The sequence below is a fragment of the Pandoraea pnomenusa genome (assembly GCF_000767615.3).
GTDB classification, from domain to species: Bacteria; Pseudomonadota; Gammaproteobacteria; order Burkholderiales; family Burkholderiaceae; genus Pandoraea; species Pandoraea pnomenusa.
Genome location: NZ_CP009553.3, coordinates 2,953,914 through 2,974,954, shown reverse-complemented (window position 1 = coordinate 2,974,954; position 21,041 = coordinate 2,953,914). Strand labels below are relative to the sequence as shown.

16 protein-coding genes are annotated in these 21,041 nt (G+C 64.4%); 13 read left to right on the top strand and 3 right to left on the bottom strand.

Annotated features, from left to right (window positions below; all coding sequences use genetic code 11):
• Positions 1 to 13 precede the first annotated feature (13 nt).
• From LV28_RS37230 to def, 3 genes are all read left to right on the top strand, one after another.
• Positions 14 to 1,579: a cell division protein ZipA C-terminal FtsZ-binding domain-containing protein gene (locus LV28_RS37230; RefSeq protein ID WP_025249259.1), complete on the top strand. Its 1,566-nt coding sequence runs from the start codon at positions 14 to 16 to the stop codon at positions 1,577 to 1,579.
• Positions 1,580 to 1,751: 172 nt separating this feature from the next.
• Positions 1,752 to 3,851: an NAD-dependent DNA ligase LigA gene (ligA, locus tag LV28_RS37225; protein WP_023596254.1), complete on the top strand. Its 2,100-nt coding sequence runs from the start codon at positions 1,752 to 1,754 to the stop codon at positions 3,849 to 3,851.
• A 16-nt stretch (positions 3,852 to 3,867) separates the two neighbouring features.
• The gene (gene def, locus LV28_RS37220) at positions 3,868 to 4,401 is read left to right on the top strand and encodes a peptide deformylase (protein WP_023596253.1); all 534 of its coding nucleotides are present in this window, start codon (positions 3,868 to 3,870) and stop codon (positions 4,399 to 4,401) included.
• A 200-nt stretch (positions 4,402 to 4,601) separates the two neighbouring features.
• Here def and LV28_RS37215 read toward each other — a convergent pair whose 3' ends face one another.
• From LV28_RS37215 to map, 3 genes are all read right to left on the bottom strand, one after another.
• Positions 4,602 to 6,491 carry a pseudouridine synthase gene (locus tag LV28_RS37215; protein WP_038617324.1) on the bottom strand — a complete coding sequence of 630 codons (1,890 nt, stop codon included), beginning with the start codon at positions 6,489 to 6,491 and terminating at the stop codon, positions 4,602 to 4,604.
• Positions 6,488 to 9,052: a [protein-PII] uridylyltransferase gene (locus tag LV28_RS37210; RefSeq protein WP_023596251.1), complete on the bottom strand. Its 2,565-nt coding sequence runs from the start codon at positions 9,050 to 9,052 to the stop codon at positions 6,488 to 6,490. Before LV28_RS37210 ends, LV28_RS37215 begins: the two co-directional genes overlap by 4 nt.
• Positions 9,053 to 9,191: 139 nt before the next feature.
• Complete coding sequence (map, locus tag LV28_RS37205) at positions 9,192 to 10,019, bottom strand: type I methionyl aminopeptidase (protein WP_023596250.1); 828 nt, start codon at positions 10,017 to 10,019, stop codon at positions 9,192 to 9,194.
• A 519-nt stretch (positions 10,020 to 10,538) separates the two neighbouring features.
• Here map and rpsB point away from each other — a divergent pair.
• The 10 genes from rpsB (at position 10,539) to LV28_RS37155 (ending at position 21,040) form a co-directional block, all read left to right on the top strand.
• Entirely contained in the window at positions 10,539 to 11,288 is a 750-nt protein-coding gene (rpsB, locus tag LV28_RS37200) for a 30S ribosomal protein S2 (protein WP_023596248.1), read from the top strand.
• 153 nt (positions 11,289 to 11,441) lie between these two features.
• Positions 11,442 to 12,323 (top strand): translation elongation factor Ts, encoded by an 882-nt coding sequence (tsf, locus tag LV28_RS37195; protein WP_023596247.1) that lies wholly within the window; start codon positions 11,442 to 11,444, stop codon positions 12,321 to 12,323.
• Between the two features lie 98 nt (positions 12,324 to 12,421).
• Positions 12,422 to 13,135 (top strand): UMP kinase, encoded by a 714-nt coding sequence (gene pyrH / locus LV28_RS37190; RefSeq protein WP_010803863.1) that lies wholly within the window; start codon positions 12,422 to 12,424, stop codon positions 13,133 to 13,135.
• 85 nt (positions 13,136 to 13,220) lie between these two features.
• Entirely contained in the window at positions 13,221 to 13,781 is a 561-nt protein-coding gene (gene frr, locus LV28_RS37185) for a ribosome recycling factor (RefSeq protein WP_023596246.1), read from the top strand.
• Between the two features lie 64 nt (positions 13,782 to 13,845).
• Positions 13,846 to 14,628: a polyprenyl diphosphate synthase gene (gene uppS, locus LV28_RS37180; protein WP_023596245.1), complete on the top strand. Its 783-nt coding sequence runs from the start codon at positions 13,846 to 13,848 to the stop codon at positions 14,626 to 14,628.
• On the top strand, positions 14,628 to 15,437 hold the full coding sequence (locus LV28_RS37175) for a phosphatidate cytidylyltransferase (protein WP_023596244.1): 810 nt from the start codon (positions 14,628 to 14,630) through the stop codon (positions 15,435 to 15,437). Before uppS ends, LV28_RS37175 begins: the two co-directional genes overlap by 1 nt.
• 2 nt (positions 15,438 to 15,439) lie before the next feature.
• Entirely contained in the window at positions 15,440 to 16,639 is a 1,200-nt protein-coding gene (gene ispC, locus LV28_RS37170; RefSeq protein ID WP_023596243.1) for a 1-deoxy-D-xylulose-5-phosphate reductoisomerase, read from the top strand.
• A gap of 43 nt (positions 16,640 to 16,682) precedes the next feature.
• Positions 16,683 to 18,074: an RIP metalloprotease RseP gene (rseP, locus tag LV28_RS37165; RefSeq protein WP_023596242.1), complete on the top strand. Its 1,392-nt coding sequence runs from the start codon at positions 16,683 to 16,685 to the stop codon at positions 18,072 to 18,074.
• Positions 18,075 to 18,147: 73 nt separating this feature from the next.
• Positions 18,148 to 20,451 carry an outer membrane protein assembly factor BamA gene (gene bamA / locus LV28_RS37160; RefSeq protein WP_028731367.1) on the top strand — a complete coding sequence of 768 codons (2,304 nt, stop codon included), beginning with the start codon at positions 18,148 to 18,150 and terminating at the stop codon, positions 20,449 to 20,451.
• A gap of 124 nt (positions 20,452 to 20,575) precedes the next feature.
• Positions 20,576 to 21,040 carry an OmpH/Skp family outer membrane protein gene (locus LV28_RS37155; RefSeq protein WP_062802181.1) on the top strand — a complete coding sequence of 155 codons (465 nt, stop codon included), beginning with the start codon at positions 20,576 to 20,578 and terminating at the stop codon, positions 21,038 to 21,040.
• Position 21,041: the final 1 nt, after the last annotated feature.

Genomic DNA, 21,041 nt, shown 5'->3' with positions numbered 1-21,041 from the left:
AGGAACGCCGCGCATGAATGAACTGCAGCTTAGTTTGATTGCCGCAGGGGTAGTGGTACTGCTGGGGGTAGTGGCTTATAACGCCTGGCAAGGCAGCAAGGCGCGTGCGCGCATACCGCGTCGCATGCCGGCCGATGGGGCGGGCATCGATGCGACGGCCGGCGCGCCGGACGCGGACGACGATCGCCCGTTTATCGAGCCCACGCTGTCGCCGCCGCGAGTGCCGGCACAGTCGGGGGAGCGTCGCGAGCCGACGCTGGGCCCGGCGACGGTTGCCGGCACGTCCGTGCAGGACGCGTTTGCCATCAATGAAGACGCCTGGGACGCCCCGCCTGCCGCGCGCAAGCGGGCGGCGCAGGAAGCGGCCGAGAAGGCCGCCGCAAGCGAGGCAGGCGGTGTCGTCGCTGCGCATGAGGCAAGCGTGCCGTCGGGCAATACCCCCGCCGCCGCGCCCCACGTCGGCGGCGCCGCTGCCGGTGAGGCGGCGCGCGATGCGGAACAAGCGGCCGCCGCCGGCGCGGTGGCGCGCATGGATGCCGAACTCGCCGCGGACGACACCGTCGACGCCGCACCGGCGGGGGCAGCTGCGTCGGTAGCCGGTGCGCCGGACGCGGAACCCGTTGCAAAGACCGACGGTGCCGATGCCGCCGCCGATACCGTTGCGACCTCCGATACGGCGGAGGTGCCCGCCTCGACCGCCTCGACGGTCGCGCCGGCGGCGCCCGCTGCCGCCACTCGCCAGGCGACGCCGAGCGGTCCGCCGGCGGTCATCGACGAGCGCATCGACTGCATCGTGGCGTTGCCGTTGGCGAACGTGATTGCCGCCGAGCGTCTCATGCCGTTGACCATGCGCATGCGCCGCGCCGGCAGCAAGCCGGTCAACATCGAAGGCCGTGCGGACGAGCATTCGCCGTGGGAACTGATTCGCACCGGCGGTCGCTACCACCAGCTCCGCATGGCCGTCCAACTCGCCAACCGTGCCGGGGCGTTGAATGAGGTCGAATTCTCCGAATTCTCGAACCTCGTCCAGACGCTCGCGGACGCCGTCGACGCGTTGCCCGAATTGCCCGACATGATGGAAACGGTGGCGCGAGCGCGCGAGCTGGACAGTTTTGCCGCGCAATGCGACGCTCAACTGTCGGTCAACGTGCTCTCCGATGGGGCGCCGTGGTCCGCCAATTATGTGCAGGCGGTGGCCACGCAAGACGGCCTGTTGCTCTCGCGCGACGGGATGCGCTTCGTGAAGCTCGACACGCGTCAGAACCCGGTGTTCATGCTGCAATTCGGCGACACCAACTTTCTGCGCGACGATCTGACATACAAGGGCGGCGACCTGATCACCATGCTACTGGACGTGCCGGTGGCCGACGAAGACCTGCTGCCGTTCCGTCTGATGTGCGATTACGCGCGCTCCATCGGACAGCGCATCGGCGGGCGGGTGGTGGACGATCAGCGCCGACCGCTCTCGGATGCTGCGCTGCAAAACGTTGACAAGCAGCTTCTCAAGCTCTACGAACGCCTGGAGGCACGTGGACTGCCGGCGGGCTCGCCCGTCACGCGCCGTCTGTTCAGCCAGTAAGCACAGGCCGGCAGGCGGCGGGCGATTTCCGTCGCGCCCTGCCTGTTCGATGCACGCCGTTCACCGTCGGGTGAGCGGCGTTTTTGTTCCGAAGGATTCCCGCTCTCGACGGCGCGCAGGCGCGTGCGTCGAAGGCATAATGGTCTGAATTCCCGTACCCGAGTCTCCACGCATGTCCCAAACTTCCGTTCCGGGTCAGGGCGCGAACGCCCATTTGTCTGACGATGCGACGGTCGGCGCGCAGCGCGCCGCCGAGCTGCGTCGCGAGTTGGCGCGACACAATCGCGCCTATTACGAAGAGGACGCCCCGCTGATTCCCGATGCCGAGTACGACCGTCTGTTCGCCGAACTCGTCGCACTCGAAGCCCGCTTCCCCGAATTGCAGCGTGCAGATTCGCCCACGCAGCGCGTTGGCGGCAAGCCTGTGGAGGGGTTCGCTCCGGTCGTGCATCGTGTGCCCATGCTGTCGCTGAACAACGGCTTTGCCGACGAGGACGTCGAGGCGTTCGATCGTCGCGTGACGGACGGGCTACGCGATGGCAATGCGGCGGGTGCCTCGGGCGATCTGTTCGGCGCACCGGTCGAATACGCGGCCGAGCTGAAGTTCGACGGCCTGGCGATCGCGCTGCGTTACGAGCGCGGTGTGCTCGTGCAGGCAGCCACGCGCGGTGACGGCACGACCGGCGAGGACGTGACCGCCAACATCCGCACCATCAAGAAGATTCCGCTGCGCCTGGAGACGGACGATCCGCCCGAAGTGCTTGAAGTGCGTGGCGAAGTGCTGATGTTCCGGGCTGACTTCGACAAGCTCAATCGGATGCAGGAAGCCGCCGGCGAGAAGGTCTTCGTCAACCCGCGCAATGCGGCGGCCGGTAGCCTGCGCCAGCTCGATTCGAGAATCACCGCCAGGCGCCCGCTGTCGTTCTTTGCCTATGGGATCGGCGAACTGGTTGGCGCACCGATGCCTCAGACCCATTCCGCGCTGCTCGATTGGTACGTCACACTGGGCATTCCGGTCAACGACCGTCGCGAGGTGGTGCAGGGGGCGCACGGATTGCTCGCGTTCTATCGAACGGTGGGCGAGGCGCGCCCGTCGCTGCCGTACGACATCGATGGCGTGGTCTACAAAGTCAACCGACGCGATGAGCAGGAGCGCCTCGGCTTCGTGTCACGCGCGCCGCGCTTCGCACTGGCGCACAAATTTCCCGCGCAGGAGGCACTCACGACGCTGCTCGACATCGAGGTGCAGGTGGGGCGCACGGGCGCGATCACGCCGGTGGCGCGTCTGGCGCCGGTCTTCGTGGGCGGGGCGACGGTGACGAACGCCACGCTGCACAACGAGGACGAAATTCGGCGCAAGGATGTCATGATCGGCGACACCGTGATTGTGCGCCGTGCGGGGGATGTGATTCCGGAGGTGGTCGGTTCGGTGCTGGAGCGACGTCCTGCCGACGCGCGGGCGTTTGTGATGCCGACGGCGTGCCCGGTGTGCGGTTCGGCCATCGAGAAGCTGCCCGACGAGGTCATCGCGCGTTGCACGGGCGGGTTGATCTGCGCCGCGCAGCGCAAGCAGGCCTTGCTGCACTTTGCGCAGCGCCGCGCGCTCGATATCGAAGGGCTTGGCGACAAACTCGTCGAGCAACTTGTCGACCAGCACATCATTCGCACGCCGGCCGACCTGTTCAAGCTCGGCGTGGCCAAGCTGGCGGCGCTCGATCGCATGGCCGACAAATCGGCGGCCAATCTGGTGGCGGCGCTGGAGGCGGCGCGTCACACTACACTCGCGCGCTTCATCTTCGCACTGGGGATCCGGCATGTGGGTGAGGCGACGGCGAAGGATCTCGCCCGTCATTTCGGCACGCTGGACAATGTGATGGCGGCCTCGACCGAGGAACTGCTCGCCGTGCCTGACGTCGGACCCATTGTGGCCCAGTCCATCGCCAATTTCTTCGGTGAGCCGCATAATGTCGAGGTGATCGAGCAACTGCGCGCGGCGGGCGTCACCTGGCCCGAGTCGGAACCGGCGGCGGCGGCCCCGTTGCCGTTGGCCGGCAAGACCTTCGTGCTGACGGGGACGTTGCCGACGCTTTCGCGTGACGAGGCGAAATCGATGCTCGAGGAAAAAGGGGCGAAGGTTGCCGGTTCGGTTTCCGCGAAAACCGATTATGTCGTGGCGGGAGCCGACGCAGGGAGCAAGTTGGCGAAGGCCGAGTCGCTGGGTGTGCCGGTGCTCGACGAAGACGCTATGCGCGCGATGTTGGCCGCGCTTTGATGTGAGGACTCAATCGATGATTCGCGACATTCTGAAGATGGGCGATCCGCGCTTGCTGCGCCTCGCCAAGGCCGTGGAGCATTTCGATACGCCCGAGTTGCATGAACTCGTCGCCGACATGTTCGACACCATGAAGCACGCCAACGGCGCGGGACTGGCCGCGCCGCAGATCGGCGTCGACCTGCAGGTGGTGATCTTTGGTTTCGAGCACAACGAGCGCTACCCCGACGCCCCCGAAGTGCCTGAGACCGTGCTCATCAATCCGGTGATCACGCCGCTGACGCAGGACATGGAAGAGGGCTGGGAGGGTTGCCTGTCGGTTCCCGGGCTGCGAGGCATGGTCAACCGTTATTCGATGCTGCGTTATGAGGGGTTCGATCAGTACGGACGTGTCATCGATCGCATTGCCGAGGGATTTCACGCGCGGGTGGTCCAGCACGAGTGCGACCATCTCATCGGCAAGTTGTATCCGATGCGCATTACCGACTTCAGCAAGTTCGGCTTTACCGAGATCCTGTTCCCGGGGCTCGATCCGAAGAGCGACGACTGATTTGTCGCGTCGATCTCAGACGCCATGGCTGGTCGAGCGGTCGATGGCCTGACGCCGGGGCCGTGCGGTGAGGTCGGGTGCCGGGCGTTGCGCCGACGCCGCGTGGGGACGGCGCGACGGCACACCGGAGTAACCGGCAAATGGCCGAGAAAAAGCCCGCCTGTTGGCGGGCTTTTTCATTGGCGAGGTCGCCGTTCCGCTCAGAATCCCTCGCCGGCGCGAAGGTAGCGCCACTCGCCGACGGGCAGATTGCCGAGCGTGATACGTCCCATGCGAACGCGCTTGAGTCCCGTGACGTGCAGGCCGACGAGGTCGCACATCCGGCGGATCTGACGCTTCTTGCCTTCCTTGAGCACGAATCGCAGTTGCTCCGGATTCTGCCAGTCGACCTGGGCCGGCTTGAGCGGCTGGTCGTCGAGCGACAGTCCATGGCGCAGCAGCGCCAGGCGATCGGCCGGGAAGTGTGCCTGAACGTTCTGCGAATGCTCGTTGTAGGACACGCGCACGAGATACTCCTTCTCGATCTCGGAATCTTCGCCGATCAGTTGTTTGGCGATGCGCCCGTCCTGCGTCAGGACGAGCAGGCCGGTCGAATCGATATCGAGACGCCCGGCGGGCGCCAGGCTACGCAGGTGCGATGGCGAGAAACGCACGCCGGCATCGTCTTCGGCCCAATGGTGTTCTCGCGTGACCAGAACGACGGCGGGTTCGTACCCGTCTTCCGCTTGTCCGGAGACATAGCCCACGGGCTTGTGAAGCAGGATCGTGACGCGGTTGGCCTGCTCTTTGTGCGCGGCCTGGACAACCGTGATTTCCTGCGTCGGCAGAATCTTGGTGCCGAGTTCCGTCACGACCTTGCCGTCGACGCGCACCCACCCCTTGGCAATCCACTCATCCGCCTCACGTCGCGAGCACAGGCCCAGCTCTGACATGCGCTTGGACAGGCGCAGTGAGCCTGCCGCGTCGTGATGGACCTTGATGTCGTCATCGTCGTCGCGTTCGACACGCGCCGCGCGTGCCGGGCGTGCCGGACGCGCATTGTGGTCCTCGCGGGCGAAGCGCCCTCGTGGTGCGTCTTCACCGCCACGTTTGGCCGGACGGGCGTAATCACCACGTGCACCCCGTGCACCACCTTCGTCGAAACGACGCGGCGCGCGGTCATCGGCGCCGCGTTTGGCCGGGCGGGCGTAATCACCCCGTGCGCCGCCACGCGTGCCACCTTCGTCGGCGCGACGCGGACGGTCTTCGTCGAAACGGCGCGGCGCGCGGTCATCGGCGCCGCGTTTGACCGGGCGGGCGTAATCACCCCGTGCGCCGCCACGCGTGCCACCTTCGTCGGCGCGACGCGGACGGTCTTCGTCGAAACGGCGCGGCGCGCGGTCATCGGCGCCGCGTTTGGCCGGGCGGGCGTAATCACCCCGTGCGCCGCCACGCGCGCCACCTTCGTCGGCGCGACGCGGACGGTCTTCGTCGAAACGGCGCGGCGCGCGGTCATCGGCGCCGCGTTTGACCGGGCGGGCGTAATCACCCCGTGCGCCGCCACGCGCGCCACCTTCGTCGGCGCGACGCGGACGGTCTTCGTCGAAACGGCGCGGCGCGCGGTCATCGGCGCCGCGTTTGACCGGGCGGGCGTAATCGCCCCGTGCGCCACCCGCGCTACCTTCGCCGGCGCGACGCGGGCGGTCCTCGTCGAAGCGCCTCGGGGTACCCTCGGCGCCACGGACCGCGCGGCCGCCGGCCACGCGCTCGCGCTGGCCGCGTTGGGGCGGACGATCGCCTGTTGCGCGCTTCTCATACGGCTTGACCGCATTGGTCGTATTGGCCGCGTTGGCCGCGTTGGCCACGGATTTGCGCGGGACAGCGGCATTGCCGGCAGGGCGCCGCGCCCCTGCTGGCGCCGACGCGTCATCCGCCGGGCGCGGGCGCGCCGGTTTCGCAGCGGCTTTCTTCGTGCCGCCAGCGTCGAGCATCGACGCGGGCACCGCCTTGGTCGGACGACGCAAGGCGCCCGACGAACGCACGGGGGCGCGCGTCTTGTCGAGGGTGCGGGGGTGTTTGGCGCTCAGTTTGGCGCGCGGGGTATCGCTCATGGTTCCAGTGCTTCGAGTAATTCGGTCTCGACGGCGATTTGCAGGCGATTGTCCTGCAAGCGGCTGCCGTCGAGCAGGAACGTGTCTTCAACACGTTCGCCGAGGGTATTGATACGTGCGGTGCGCACGCTCACGCCGTGACGCGCAAGCACGCGCGCAACCGCGTAGAGCAAGCCGGTGCGGTCGTTGGCCGACACCGAGAGCAGGTAGTACTGACCGCGTTCGTCCGGTCGCAGATCGACGCGCGGTGTAACAGGAAAGCTGCGCGAGCGGCGCGGCAGGCGCCCCTTGCTCGGCTCGGCCAGGGGCTCCGCACGCGTAAGCAGCGACACCAGTTCGCTTTCCACGAGATTGATGATGTCGCGGTAACTGGTGTCCAGGCCGGGGTCCGTCAGCAAAAAACTATCCAGTGCGAAACCGTGGCTGGTGGTGTGCACCTTCGCATCGAGAATCGACAGGCCCTTGCGCTCGAAATAGCCGCAGATGCGCGCGAACAGGTCGACCTGGTCGCGCACGTAGACCATCACCTGCAGCCCCTCGCCGATCGGCGACGGTCGCGCCTTGACGATGGGGGCCGGGCTGTCGACGTGCCGCCACAGATGGCGCGTCTGCCACGCGACGTCCGCGGGATCGTTGCGCAGGAAGTAGGCCACGTCGAGCGTATTCCAGAGCGCTTCCTGAGCGCGTTCGGGCACGGTATAAAGCCGCAGCAGGCCGAGCGCTTCTTCCTTGCGGGTTTTCAACTGCGAATGCGGATCCGGATTCGCGCCGCCGAGTACCTGCAGCGTCAGCCGGTAAAGGTCCTCGAGCAGCTTGCCTTTCCATGCGTTCCAGACCTTCGGGCTTGTGCCGCGAATGTCCGCTACCGTCAGGAGATAGAGCGCGGTCAGGCGTCGCTCGCTGCCGACCTTCTCGGCGAAGCGGCGAATGACGTCGGGGTCGGTGGTGTCCTGCTTCTGCGCGACGGTGCTCATCGTCAGATGCTCGCCCACCAGCCAGACGATCAGATCGGTGTCCTCCTTGTCGATGCCATGACGGGTGCAGAAACGCCGTGCGTCGACCATGCCCAGCGTGGAGTGGTCGCCACCGCGCCCTTTCGCGATGTCGTGGAATAGCGCGGCGATGGTCAGCACCCACGGCCGGTCGAAGTTCGCAATCAACTGGCTGCAGAACGGGTACTCGTGCGTGTGCTCCGCAACGGCGAAACGGCGAATGTTGCGCACCACCATCAAGATGTGCTGATCGACCGTATACACGTGGTAAAGGTCGTGCTGCATCTGGCCGACCACGCGGCGGAAATTGATCAGGTACCGCCCGAGCACGCTGGTCTGGTTCATCAGGCGCAGGGCGTGCGTGATCCCTTGCGGTTGCTGAAGGATCGCGAGAAACGTGCGACGGTTCTCGGGATCGGTGCGCCATTGGGCATTCATCAACTCCCGGGCGTTGTAGAGCGCCCGCAGGGTTCGCGCCGAGAGGCCCTTCACGCCGACGACCTGTTCGTAGAGCAGGAACGTCTCGAGAATGGCGTTCGGATGCCGCTGGTAGAGCTCGTCATCGACGATCTCGATCATGCCCTGCTTCTCGACGAAGCGTTCGTTGATCACGCGCGTCACGCCGCTCGTTTGCGGGAACAGCCGGGCCTCGACGTTGAGCAGCAGTACGGTATTGAGCTGCGAGACGGCCTTGGCAGCCCAGTAGTATCGGCGCATGAGCTGCTCGCTGGCGCGCTTGGTGGCCGTTGCATCGAACCCCAGGCTCTGGGCGAGCGGCGTCTGCATGTCGAACACGAGCACGTCCTGGCGGCGGCGCGCCAGCAAGTGCAAGCGCGCGCGCAGACCCTTCAGGAACTGTTCGTTGCGACGCAACTCCTTGAGTTCGCGATCGGTGAGCAGGTCGCGCGCAAACAGTTCCGACCAGCTGTTGCCGAGCCCCGCGGCCTTGGTCATCCACAGGATGACCTGCAGATCACGCAACCCGCCGGGGCTTTCCTTGCAGTTCGGCTCGAGGCTGTAGGGCGTGTCCTGGTATTTCGCGTGGCGCTGACGAATTTCCAGCTGCTTGCTGCGAAAAAATGCCAGGGGATCGAGATCGACGGCGAAGCGTTGCTCGAATGCCTCGAAAAGCGCCCGGTCGCCGGTGATGAGACGCGCTTCGAGCAGGCTCGTCTGCACCGTGATGTCAGCCTGCGCTTCGCTCAGGCATTCGTCGACCGTGCGTACGGAAGATCCGATCTCGACGCCGATGTCCCAGAGGAACCCGATGAACGGCTCCACGTGAGACGTGAGCGCGTCGCCGTCGGTGCCGCGATGCAGCACGAGAATGTCGACGTCCGAGTACGGGTACAGCTCGCCGCGTCCGTAGCCGCCCACGGCCACGAGCGCGAACTCCCCCGGCATCTGGCACTCGGCCCACGCGTCGCGCATGGCCTGGTCGACGGCCTGGCACAGGCCGTGCAGGAGCACGTCGATCTTGCCGTGCGCGGAGAAGCGCTCGACGAGCTCGGCCTTGCGTTCCTTGAGCGCCTGACGGAGTGGGGAGGGGGCGTGCGCACGTGCGTGCATGACGGCTTCCTGGGGTGAATAATCGGGTCAGGCCGGGCGGCCGCCGAAATGCTCGGCGACCGGACGTTCAAAACGATGTTGCGACGACGACACGACAGCCTTTGGGGGTGGTTGCCGGTCGCCGACAGTCGTCGGCGACTCAGGCAGCGGTCGCGAACGACGTGACAAACGACGAACCGGGCGGCGGCGGCGGCGTGAGCGCCGAGCGCGTGAGCACCTCGTGACCGGTTTCCGTCACGAGGACAGTGTGCTCCCATTGTGCCGACAGGCTGCGATCGCGCGTCTTGACGGTCCATTGGTCGGGCATCGTGCGGATTTCGCGCTTGCCGGCGTTGATCATCGGCTCGATCGTGAAGATCATGCCGGCCTGCAGTTCCAGTCCAGTCCCCTGGCGGCCATAGTGCAGGATCTGCGGATCTTCGTGAAAGACCTGACCGATGCCATGCCCGCAATATTCGCGCACCACGCTATACCCCTGTGCTTCGGCGTGCGTCTGGATCGCCTGGCCGATGTCGCCGAGATGCGCGCCGGGCCGGACCTGATTGATGCCGAGCCACATGCATTCGTAGGTGACCTGGGCGAGGCGCCTGGCGAGGATCGACCCCTCGCCGACGATGAACATGCGGCTCGTGTCGCCGAAGTAGCCGTCCTTGATCACGGTGATGTCAATGTTCAGCGCGTCGCCGTTCTTGAGCGTCTTGTCGCCGGGAATGCCATGGCAGATCACGTCGTTGACCGAGATGCAGGTCGCCTTGGGGTAGGGCGGATAGCCGGGCGGCTGATAGTTCAGCGGCGCCGGCACGGTGCCCTGTTCCTTGATCATGTACTCGTGGCAAAGCCGGTCGAGTTCCCCGGTGGTGACGCCGGCGCGCACGTGCGGCGTAATGAAATCGAGCACCTCGCTGGCCAGACGGCAGGCGACGCGCATCATTTCGATGTCGTGGGCATTCTTGAGGGTGATGGCCATTGCGGAATCGGGCAAATTGCGGAAACAGTGCCGCATTATCGCATCAATGGACGGTTTCCGCCCCGTTGGGCGCGGATTTCGGCGAATTCCGAGGCCGATTTTCCGCAGCTCCGATGGCGTGCCCGGATCGCGGGCCAAACCGGCCGGAATGCCGCGCATGCCGGGGATTTCGGGCGCGTCGTCGGCACTTCACGCGTCACTTGAGTGCAGGCATGCTGCGATGCTATAATCTCGGGCTAAGTCGAGGACGAGTTGTCAATAAACCCGAGGGTTTTCCCTTGGTTTTCAAGGGTCTTCACCGAATTGTTCGGGGTAATTCGCCCCAACCTGGTGCCGAATGGCGCCGCGCTCGGTGAGGTTCCGGGTGGCATCGAAGATCATCGGCTTGGAAATTTTGAAATCGCGGGCCGGCGCACCCAGGGTGCCCGAACTTCGCGGACGGGTCATGCAAAGCTGTATGACAGTCCGACGGAACGGGTACGGCAGCCGGTCTAAGACCCAACCCTCACGGAGAATCACATGTCTGTCACGATGCGTCAGATGCTGGAAGCGGGCGTCCACTTTGGTCACCAAACCCGTTTCTGGAACCCCAAGATGGCCCCCTATATCTTCGGCCATCGCAACAAGATTCACATCATCAACCTCGAAAAGACGTTGCCGATGTACCAGGACGCGCTGAAGTACGTGCGTCAACTGGCAGCAAACCGCGGCACGATCCTCTTCGTGGGCACCAAGCGTCAGGCGCGTGAAATCGTTGCGGAAGCCGCAACGCGTGCCGGCATGCCGTATGTCAACAACCGTTGGCTGGGTGGCATGCTGACGAACTTCAAGACCCTGAAGTCGTCGATCAAGAAGCTCAAGGACATGGAGCAGGCCCTGGAAGCCGGCGAGCAAGAGCGCATGAGCAAGAAGGAAGCGCTGCTGTTCGATCGCGAAATGGCCAAGCTGCAAAAGTCGATCGGTGGCGTGAAGGAAATGGGCGGCATGCCCGACGCCATCTTCGTCGTCGACGTCGGCTACCACAAGATCGCCATCACCGAAGCCAACAAGCTGGGCATTCCGGTGATCGCCGTGGTCGATACGAACCACTCGCCGGACGGCGTGGACTACGTCATCCCGGGTAACGACGACTCGAGCAAGGCCGTCGAGCTGTACGTTCAGGGCGTTGCCGACGCGATCCTCGAAGGCCGTGCAAACGCCGTCAAGGAAGTCGTGGAAGCCGTGCGCGGCGACGGCGACGAGTTCGTCGAAGTGAACGAAGAGGCGTAAGCGGCCACCGCTGCGTGACAAAAGGGGCTGCTTGTGGCGCCCCTTTTTTTTAGTCCGATTTCCCCATGTCGGATCTGCGGGGAGCCGAGGACGGGCAATGCGGCCGTCCGGGCGACACCCGGTCCGACTGATTCGATATACAGGAGTAACGATATGCCGGCAATTACTGCAGCAATGGTGGGCGAACTGCGCGCCAAGACCGATGCGCCGATGATGGAGTGCAAGAAGGCGCTGACCGAAGCCGATGGCGACATGGGTCGTGCTGAAGAAATCCTGCGTGTCAAGCTGGGTAGCAAGGCCAGCAAGGCCGCCAGCCGTATCACGGCCGAAGGCGTGATCGCCGCCTACATCGATGGCGGCAAGGGCGCCGTGGTTGAAATCAACTGCGAAACCGACTTCGTCTCGAAGAACGACGACTTCCTGAAGTTCGCGAACGAACTGGCCAAGCTCGTCGCCGAGAACAACCCGGCCGACGTAGCTGCCCTGTCGGCGCTGCCGCTCGAGGGCAAGACCGTCGAGCAGGTGCGTACCGACCTGATCGGCAAGATCGGTGAGAACATGACGATCCGTCGCTTCCAGCGCTACGAGACGTCGGGCAAGCTCGCCGCCTACCTGCACGGCACGCGCATCGGCGTGGTTGTCGAGTACGAAGGCGCCGACGCCGAAGTGGGCAAGAACGTCGCCATGCACATCGCCGCCATGAAGCCGGTGGCCGTGTCGGGCGATCAGGTCTCGCCGGAACTGATCGAGAAGGAGCGCAAGGTCGCTGCCGAGAAGGCTGCCGAATCGGGCAAGCCGGCCGAGATCGTCGCGAAGATGGTGGAAGGCAGCGTGCAGAAGTTCCTGAAGGAAGTGTCGCTGTTCAACCAGGCTTATGTGAAGGACGACAAGTCGACCGTCGAGCAGATGCTCAAGGCCAACAACACCACGGTCAAGAGCTTCACCATGTTCGTGGTCGGCGAAGGCATCGAGAAGAAGCAGGACGACTTCGCCGCCGAAGTGGCCGCGCAAGTCGCCGCAGCCAAGCAGTCGTAATTTTCGCAGTACCGTAGTAGTCGGGGGCGGCGGTGCCGTCCCCGTTGTTTCATCCAGAATACCCACACAGTGCCCGACCAGATTTCTTAAGGACCGCCATGTCTACTCCTTACAAACGCGTACTTCTCAAGCTCTCTGGTGAAGCCCTCATGGGTGACGATGCATTCGGCATCAATCGTGCGACGATCGAGCGCATGGTTGGCGATATCGCCGAAGTCGTTCGCCTGGGCACGCAGCTGGCCGTCGTGATCGGCGGCGGCAATATTTTCCGGGGTGTGGCGGGCGGCGCGGCCGGTATGGATCGCGCCACGGCCGACTACATGGGCATGCTGGCCACCATGATGAACGCGCTGGCGCTGCAGGACGCCATGCGTCACGCCGGCATCGAAGCGCGTGTGCAGTCCGCGCTGCGTATGGACCAGGTCGTCGAGCCGTACATCCGCCCGCGCGCGATCCGTCAGCTCGAAGAGGGCAAAGTCGTGATCTTCGCCGCCGGCACGGGCAACCCGTTCTTCACCACCGACACGGCCGCCGCGCTGCGCGGATCGGAGGTCGGCGCCGAAGTGGTGCTCAAGGCGACCAAGGTCGACGGCGTGTACTCGGCGGATCCCAAGAAGGATCCCAACGCGGTAAAGTATTCGACCATCAGCTTCGACGAGGCCATCTCGAAGAACCTGCAGGTCATGGACGCGACGGCTTTTGCGCTGTGCCGCGATCAGAAGATGCCCGTGCGCGTGTTCTCGATCGTGAAGCCGGGTGCGCTCAAGCACGTCATTCTCGGCGAGGACGAGGGAACGCTCGTCCACGTTTGAGTTCAAATTGCGGCGTCGGCGTGCATTGGCACGCCGACGCCGTATCATTTATGTTTGCGTAACAATTCAAGGTTTGGAGGTTGTCATGAGCGTTGCTGACGTCAAGAAGAATGTCGAGCAAAAGATGAAGAGCTCGATCGAGTCGTTCAAGAACAACCTGGCGAAGATTCGTACCGGCCGCGCCCACGTGGGTCTGCTCGATCACGTCCAGGTCGACTACTACGGTTCGATGGTGCCCATCGCTCAGGTTGCCAACGTGAACCTCGTCGATGCCCGCACGATCGGCGTTCAGCCGTGGGAAAAGAACATGGTGGCCAAGGTCGAGAAGGCCATTCGCGAATCGGATCTGGGTCTGAATCCGGCCACGCAGGGCGATCTCATCCGCGTGCCGATGCCCCAGTTGACCGAAGAGCGCCGGCGCGAAATGACCAAGCTGGTCAAGTCGGAAGGCGAGACCGCCAAGGTGGCCGTGCGCAATCTGCGCCGCGACGCGAACGAGCAGCTCAAGAAGCTGGTGAAGGACAAGGAAATCTCGGAGGACGACGAGCGCCGTGGCGGTGACGAAGTCCAGAAGTTCACCGACAAGTTCGTCGCCGAGATCGACGAGCTGGTCAAGCAGAAAGAAGCCGACATCATGACGGTTTGAGTGCCCCGGCACTCACCGCAAGATCTCCGCTGACTTTCGCGCTCGATTCCCGCGCCGCACCTCAATGGGTTTTCTCAGCTCCACGCTTTCTGTTCCCGAAACAGCGAGCATTCCGCGCCACGTCGCCATCGTCATGGATGGCAACGGGCGTTGGGCTACCAGTCGTAAATTGCCTCGCGTTGCCGGACACAAGCGCGGTGTCGATGCCGTGCGCGAGGCGGTGACGGCGTGTGCCGAGCTCGGCGTCGAGTATCTGACGCTGTTCGCCTTCAGTTCGGAGAACTGGCGCCGGCCTCAGGACGAAGTCTCCACGTTGATGCAACTGTTCATCCTCGCGCTCGAGCGCGAGGTTGGGAAGCTGCACAACAACGGTATTCGGTTGCGCGTGGTCGGCGCCCTCGAGGCGTTCGAGCCGCGCATCCAGGAACTGGTCCGCCGTGCCGAGGAACGCACAAAGGACAACAAGGGGCTCACGCTGACCATCGCCGCCAACTACGGCGGGCGGTGGGACATTTTGCAGGCTGCCCGCAAACTTGCCGCGGCACGTGTCGCGCAGGGGGGGGCGGCGGCACTCGAGACGTCGTTTGCCGAAGAGGATCTCGCCCCGTACCTGAGCATGGCGTACGCGCCGGAGCCGGACCTGTTCATCCGGACCGGCGGCGACCAGCGGATCAGTAATTTTCTGCTTTGGCAACTGGCGTACACTGAGCTCTATTTCACCGAAGAATTCTGGCCGGACTTCAACGCCAATACGCTCAAGCGCGCGGTTGCCGAGTTTCAGCAGCGAGAACGCCGTTTCGGCCGTACCAGCGCGCAAGTCCAGAACCCCTCGGGACAATCCGCCTGATGCTCAAGACGCGCGTTATTACCGCTGTCGTACTGCTTGCCATTCTCTTGCCCGTGATCTTCGTCGGTACGCCGGCGCAGTTCGCATGTCTTGCGGCCGTGATCGTGGCGGCCGCCGGTTGGGAGTGGGGGCGCCTCGTCGGTCTGAACGGCACGGGCGCGATCTTTTACGGCGCGCTGGCGCTGCTCGGTGTCGGCCTGACGTGGGCGGGGGGCTGGACGTTGTCGTCGATCTGGCTCAAGCCGGCCGCCGTCTTCTGGGTATTGGCCGGTCCGTACACGCTGGCGCGCAAGCCGGCGACCCAGGGCGCCTGGCGCGGCTTGCTGCTGGTGGCCGGCCCGGTGCTGCTGATCGCGGCATGGCAGGCGCTGTGCCTCGCGCGTGAGCGCGGTGTTGCCTTCCTCCTGTCGGTGTTGGTCATTGTCTGGATCGCCGACACCGGGGCTTATTTCGCCGGCCGCGCCTTCGGCCGTCGCAAGCTGGCCCCTTCCATCAGCCCGGGCAAGTCATGGGAAGGCGCGATCGGCGGATGGCTGCTGGTGCTCGTCGCGGCCGCCGCGGTGCTCGCGTCGGACCTGCAGGCGCCCACGATCGTCTCGCATCTCGCCAGCTCCCTGGGCCCTGGCCTCGGCGCGCTGGCCTTGACCGCCCTGGTCGCTTTCTCGGTTGTTGGCGACTTGTTCGAATCTCAACTCAAACGGCAAGCCGGCGTGAAGGATTCCAGCGCGCTGCTGCCCGGCCACGGGGGCGTGCTCGACAGAATCGACGCTTTGCTGCCGGTGCTTCCGCTGGCTCTGCTCTTCGTCTGATCATGTCGCAACGTCTTTCCATTCTCGGCTCCACTGGCTCCATCGGCGTAAGCACGCTCGATGTGGTGGGGCGTCATCCCGACCGTTTCTCCGTCTACGCCTTGTCGGCGCACCGCAATCTCGACCGTTTGTTCGAGCAATGCGTTGCGCACCGTCCGAAGGTGGCGGTGGTGGCCGACGCCGACGGGGCAGGCGTGCTCGCCGCCCGCCTGGCCGACGCGGGCCTGAAGATCGAAGTCACGCACGGACCGCGGGCGCTGGTGGAGATCGCCGAGGCCTCCGAGCCAACGATGGTTGTCGCGGCGATCGTGGGTGCCGCTGGCCTGCAATCGACGCTGGCGGCCGCCCGTGCCGGCAAGCGCATTCTGCTGGCCAACAAGGAGTCGCTCGTCCTGTCCGGCGCACTGTTCATGGCAACGGCCGAACGCGCCGGCGCCACGTTGTTGCCGCTCGACAGCGAGCACAATGCCATTTTCCAATGCCTGCCGCAGTTGGCCGGCGAGCATGGCATTTCCACGCGCGGCGTCGAAAAGCTGGTGCTGACCGCCTCGGGCGGCCCGTTCCGCGAGCGCGAGTTGGCGTCGCTGGAAAATGTCACGCCGGACGAAGCCTGCGCTCATCCGAACTGGGTCATGGGCCGCAAGATTTCGGTCGATTCCGCCAGCATGATGAACAAGGGGCTCGAGGTCATCGAGGCACACTGGCTTTTCAATATGCCGCCGGAGAGGATCGAAGTGCTGATCCATCCGCAGAGCGTGATTCACTCGATGGTCACCTACACGGACGGCTCCACGCTGGCGCAGCTCGGGAATCCGGATATGCGCACGCCGATCGCGCATGCGTTGGCATTCCCGGACCGGGTGACGTCGGGCGTCGCGGGGCTGAATCTCGCCGACATCGGCAAATTGACCTTCGAGGCGCCGGACTTGCGTCGATTCCCATGCCTGCGCCTGGCGTTCGATGCGTTGCATCGCGGTGGCACGGCCGGGGCGCTGCTCAACGCGGCCAACGAGATCGCCGTGGCGGCCTTCCTCGAAGGGCGCATTCGTTTTACGGCCATCGCCCAGGTGGTCGAACAGGTGCTCGACGCGGTGGCCGTTGGCGAGGCCACGTCGCTTGACGTGGTGCTCGAAGCCGACCGCCGCGCCCGCGAACTGGCGGCGGCCATCGTCGCCAAGCTGCCGGCCCCGGCGTCTTCCTGACGCCTGAACTCATGTCGTAACGTCCTCGGGGCCCGATTCGCTCATGACTCTGCTGTCCACGTTGCTTGCGTTTGCCGTCGCCATTGGCGTGCTGGTGGTGTTCCATGAGCTGGGCCATTACTCGGTCGCGCGGTTGTGCGGCGTCAAGGTGCTGCGTTTCTCGGTGGGGTTCGGCACCCCCCTGCTCAAGTGGACGATGGGCCGCGATCGCACGGAGTGGACCGTCTGCGCACTGCCGCTCGGCGGCTATGTTCGGATGCTCGACGAGCGTGACGATACGCAGATCGTCGCCCCGGAAGACCGCGATCGTGCGTTCAACCGGCAATCCGTCTACAAGCGCTTCGCCATCGTGGCCGCCGGACCGGTCGCGAACTTCCTGCTTGCCATTGCCCTTTACGCCGGGCTGAATCTGGTGGGTGTCACGGAGCCGGTCGCCCGCGTGGCGCCGCCGGCGGCGGGCACGCTCGCGGCGCGCGCCGGATTGGCCGGCGGCGAGCTCATTACCGGTGTCCGCGAGAATGGAACGAGTTCCGACGAAGCTGTCGGCGACGACATGCCAGTGCGCTCGTGGGAGGATCTTCGCTGGCGTCTGGTCGATCCGATGATCGACGGTCAGCGCGTCACCCTGATCGCGCGCACGCGCGACGGCCGCGCCGAATACACGCTGGACGCCGCAGGGCAGCACTTCGATGCCGACGGCGAGCAGGACTTCATGCAGCGGCTGGGCCTGGTGCCGTCGGCGCGCGTGAAGGTGGGGCAGCTTATCGCGGGGGGCGCGGCCGGGGCGGCGGGCTTGCGCGTGGGAGACGAAATCACGGCGGTGGACGGCAGTGCGGTGACGTCGGCCAAGGGGCTGGTCGATGCCGTGCGTGCGCATCCGGGCAAACCGATGACGTTCACGGTGCGGCGCGATGGCGCGCTGATGAATGTCACCCTCACGCCCGCGGCGGAAGTCGACTCCGCCGAGGCGGGCGGGGCGCGCGTGGGCAAGATCGGGGCCGCGCTGGCCAGTCAGGTCGACTCGGTGACCGTGCGTTACGGCCTGTTCGAGGCCATTGGCCGTGGTGCGCAGCGCACATGGGACGTGACGGCATTCAGCGTGCGCATGTTTGGGAAAATGATCACGGGGCAGGCATCGCTCAAGAATCTGAGCGGTCCGGTGACGATTGCGGACTATGCGGGCCGCTCCGCGCGACTGGGACTGGATTATTTCGTCGCCTTTCTGGCGCTTGTCAGCATTAGCCTTGGCGTATTGAATCTGTTGCCGATTCCGGTTCTGGACGGTGGCTATCTGTTATATTATGCGGTCGAAGCGATTACCGGCCGGGCTGTTTCCGAGCGGTGGCAGGGTGTGCTGCAACGAGTGGGCATCGTTTGCATTCTCGCGCTCTCTGCCGTAGCACTTTTCAATGACATGTCGAAGTTGCTGCACTAGACAGCGTCACGCGCCTGCCGGTCGCAGGCAAATCCGAGTTTTTTACGATTCAATTGTTTCTTGGGGAAGCAAGTTGTCGAATAAATACCACCTTGTTCCGAAGACCCTGGTGATTGCGGTTCTGGCGGCACACAGTTTCCTGGCACGCGCCGTCGAGCCGTTCGTGGTCAAGGATATCCGAGTGGAGGGCTTGCAGCGGATCGAACCCGGAACGGTCTTCTCGTATCTGCCGGTCAAGCCGGGCGACAAGTTCAACGACGATAAGGGCACCGAAGCAATTCGTGCCCTTTATGCAACGGGCCTGTTCTCGGACGTGAGCGTCGAGACGCAGGGCAACGTGCTGGTGGTGCACGTCAACGAGCGCCCGGCCATTGCTTCCATCGACTTCCTCGGCATCAAGGAATTCGACAAGGACGGTCTGAAGAAGGCACTGCGCTCGGTCGGCCTGACCGAGGGTCGCAGCTTCGACCGCAACCTGCTCGACAAGTCGGAACAGGAGCTCAAGCGTCAATACCTCACGCGCGGTTACTACGCAGCGCAGGTGAAGACCACGGTCACGCCGCTCGAGCGCAACCGTGTGGGCATTCAGTTCGCGGTGACCGAAGGCCCCAAGGCCACGATCCAGCAAATCAACTTCGTTGGCAACAAGGCGTTCTCTTCGTCGGACCTGACGTCCGAAATGGAGCTCGGCACGCCGAACTGGCTGTCCTGGTACTCCAAGAACGATCTGTATTCCAAGGACAAGCTCACGGGCGATCTGGAAAAGCTGCGTTCGTTCTACCTGAACCGCGGTTACCTGGAATTCAACATCGACTCCACCGACGTTTCGATCACGCCGGACAAGGACGAGATGTTCCTGACGATCAACCTGCACGAAGGCGAGCCGTACAAGGTGTCGGACGTCAAGCTGACCGGCGAGATGCTCGGCAAGCAGGACGACATCCAGAAGCTCGTGCAGCTCAAGGCCGGCGACACGTTCTCGGCCGCCAAGCTCCAGGCGAGCACGAAAGCCATTTCGGACATGCTCGGCAACTACGGATTCGCGTTCGCCAACGTGAACGCCCAGCCGACGATCGACCGCAACAACCACACGGTGGCGTTGACGCTGACGATCGATCCGGGCCGCCGCGTCTACGTTCGCAAGATCAACATCGTCGGCAACTCGCGCACGCGCGACGAGGTGATTCGTCGCGAGCTGCGTCAGCTCGAGAGCTCGTGGTACGACGCCGATCGCCTCAAGCTGTCGCAGGACCGTATCAACCGTCTGGGCTACTTCACCGACGTGAACGTGACCACTGAACCGGTGCCCGGTTCGAACGACCAGGTCGACCTCCAGGTGAAGGTGGAAGAAAAGCCGACCGGCACGATCAACGTGGGCGCAGGCTTCTCGTCGACCGACAAGGTGGTGTTGCAGGCCGGTATCAGCCAGGACAACGTGTTCGGTTCGGGGACTTCGCTGTCGGTGAACGTCAACACCGGCAAGACGTATCGGACATTGGCGGTGACGCAGGTCGATCCGTACTTCACGGTCGACGGCGTGAGCCGTATTACGGACATCTATTACCGTACGTACCAGCCGCTGCTGCTGACCAGCGATTCGGACTTCCGTATCAACACGCTGGGGGGCAACCTCAAGTTCGGTGTGCCGTTCTCGGAAGTCGATACGGTGTTCTTCGGCATCGGCTTCGAACAGACGCGTCTGCATCTGACGAGCGACGGCACTACGCCGCAGCGCTACATCGACTACGCCAACCAATTCGGATACGTCAGCAACAACTACCCGCTGACCATCGGCTGGTCGCGCGATTCGCGTGACAGCGCCCTGATTCCGAACCGCGGTCACTATCAGCAGGCGAACATCGAAATCGGCACCCCGATCGGAACGACCAAGTACATCCGCGCCTATTACCAGCACCAGTACTACTATCCGGTCAGCCGCGGCTTCACGCTCGCGCTCAACGGTGAAGTCGGATACGGCCACGGCATGGGCGGTCAGCCGTTCCCGATCTTCAAGAACTACTTCGCGGGCGGTATTGGCTCGGTGCGTGGCTACGAGCCGAGCTCGCTGGGTCCGAAGGACACCAACGGCGAACCGCTGGGCGGCGCATCGAAGCTCATCGGTAACGTGGAGCTGACGTTCCCGCTGCCGGGCACCGGATATGACCGTACGCTGCGTATCTTTACGTTCTTCGACGGCGGTAACGTCTTCGATAACGGGCAGGCGATTACCTTGAATAACCTGCGCTATTCTTACGGCTTCGGTCTGTCGTGGATTTCGCCGATCGGCCCGCTCAAGCTCTCGATGGGCTTCCCGCTCGCCAAGAAGACGGGCGACCAGTACCAGAAATTCCAGTTCCAGGTCGGTACGTCGTTCTAACGAGCGCGACCCGACTGGTCCCGAATGTTTCATCGTTGCAAGGGGTAATACATTGAACGGTATCCGTAAGCATTGCCTTCGCGGCATCGCCGCGGCGTTGCTGGCTGGCGCGGCATTTGCCGCCATGGCTCAGGATGCGCGCATCGCCGCTGTCAATTCGGATCGCATTCTGCGCGATTCCGCACCGGCCAAGGCCGCACAAGCCAAGCTCGAGGCGGAGTTCTCCAAGCGGGACTCGGATCTCCAGGCGATGGCGCAACGTCTGAAGGCGATGTCGGACAAGCTCGACAAGGACAACCCCACGTTGTCCGATGCCGAACGCGCCAAGCGCCAGCGTGACCTGGCAGCCGCCGACACCGAATTCCAGCGCAAGCAGCGCGAATTCCGGGAAGATTTGAATCAGCGCCGCAACGAGGAGCTCGCCGCCGTGCTCGATCGCGCCAATCGCGTGATCAAGCAGATTGCCGAGGCGGACAAGTACGACCTGATCGTGCAGGAAGCGGTCTACGTGAGCCCGCGCATCGACATCACGGACAAGGTGCTCAAGACCCTGAACGCAGGTTCGGGTAGCGGCACCGGCGGCAAGTGAC

What these genes read in the sequence shown, in the direction of transcription:
- map (WP_023596250.1), bottom strand. Translation starts at nt 10,019, where the DNA reads ATGGCCATCACCCTCAAGAATGCCCACGACATCGAAATGATGCGCGTC.
- rpsB (WP_023596248.1), top strand. Translation starts at nt 10,539, where the DNA reads ATGTCTGTCACGATGCGTCAGATGCTGGAAGCGGGCGTCCACTTTGGT.
- def (WP_023596253.1), top strand. Translation starts at nt 3,868, where the DNA reads ATGATTCGCGACATTCTGAAGATGGGCGATCCGCGCTTGCTGCGCCTC.
- LV28_RS37155 (WP_062802181.1), top strand. Translation starts at nt 20,576, where the DNA reads ATGGCTCAGGATGCGCGCATCGCCGCTGTCAATTCGGATCGCATTCTG.
- LV28_RS37210 (WP_023596251.1), bottom strand. Translation starts at nt 9,052, where the DNA reads ATGCACGCACGTGCGCACGCCCCCTCCCCACTCCGTCAGGCGCTCAAG.
- LV28_RS37215 (WP_038617324.1), bottom strand. Translation starts at nt 6,491, where the DNA reads ATGAGCGATACCCCGCGCGCCAAACTGAGCGCCAAACACCCCCGCACC.
- pyrH (WP_010803863.1), top strand. Translation starts at nt 12,422, where the DNA reads ATGTCTACTCCTTACAAACGCGTACTTCTCAAGCTCTCTGGTGAAGCC.
- uppS (WP_023596245.1), top strand. Translation starts at nt 13,846, where the DNA reads ATGGGTTTTCTCAGCTCCACGCTTTCTGTTCCCGAAACAGCGAGCATT.
- ligA (WP_023596254.1), top strand. Translation starts at nt 1,752, where the DNA reads ATGTCCCAAACTTCCGTTCCGGGTCAGGGCGCGAACGCCCATTTGTCT.
- frr (WP_023596246.1), top strand. Translation starts at nt 13,221, where the DNA reads ATGAGCGTTGCTGACGTCAAGAAGAATGTCGAGCAAAAGATGAAGAGC.
- rseP (WP_023596242.1), top strand. Translation starts at nt 16,683, where the DNA reads ATGACTCTGCTGTCCACGTTGCTTGCGTTTGCCGTCGCCATTGGCGTG.
- ispC (WP_023596243.1), top strand. Translation starts at nt 15,440, where the DNA reads ATGTCGCAACGTCTTTCCATTCTCGGCTCCACTGGCTCCATCGGCGTA.
- tsf (WP_023596247.1), top strand. Translation starts at nt 11,442, where the DNA reads ATGCCGGCAATTACTGCAGCAATGGTGGGCGAACTGCGCGCCAAGACC.
- LV28_RS37230 (WP_025249259.1), top strand. Translation starts at nt 14, where the DNA reads ATGAATGAACTGCAGCTTAGTTTGATTGCCGCAGGGGTAGTGGTACTG.
- LV28_RS37175 (WP_023596244.1), top strand. Translation starts at nt 14,628, where the DNA reads ATGCTCAAGACGCGCGTTATTACCGCTGTCGTACTGCTTGCCATTCTC.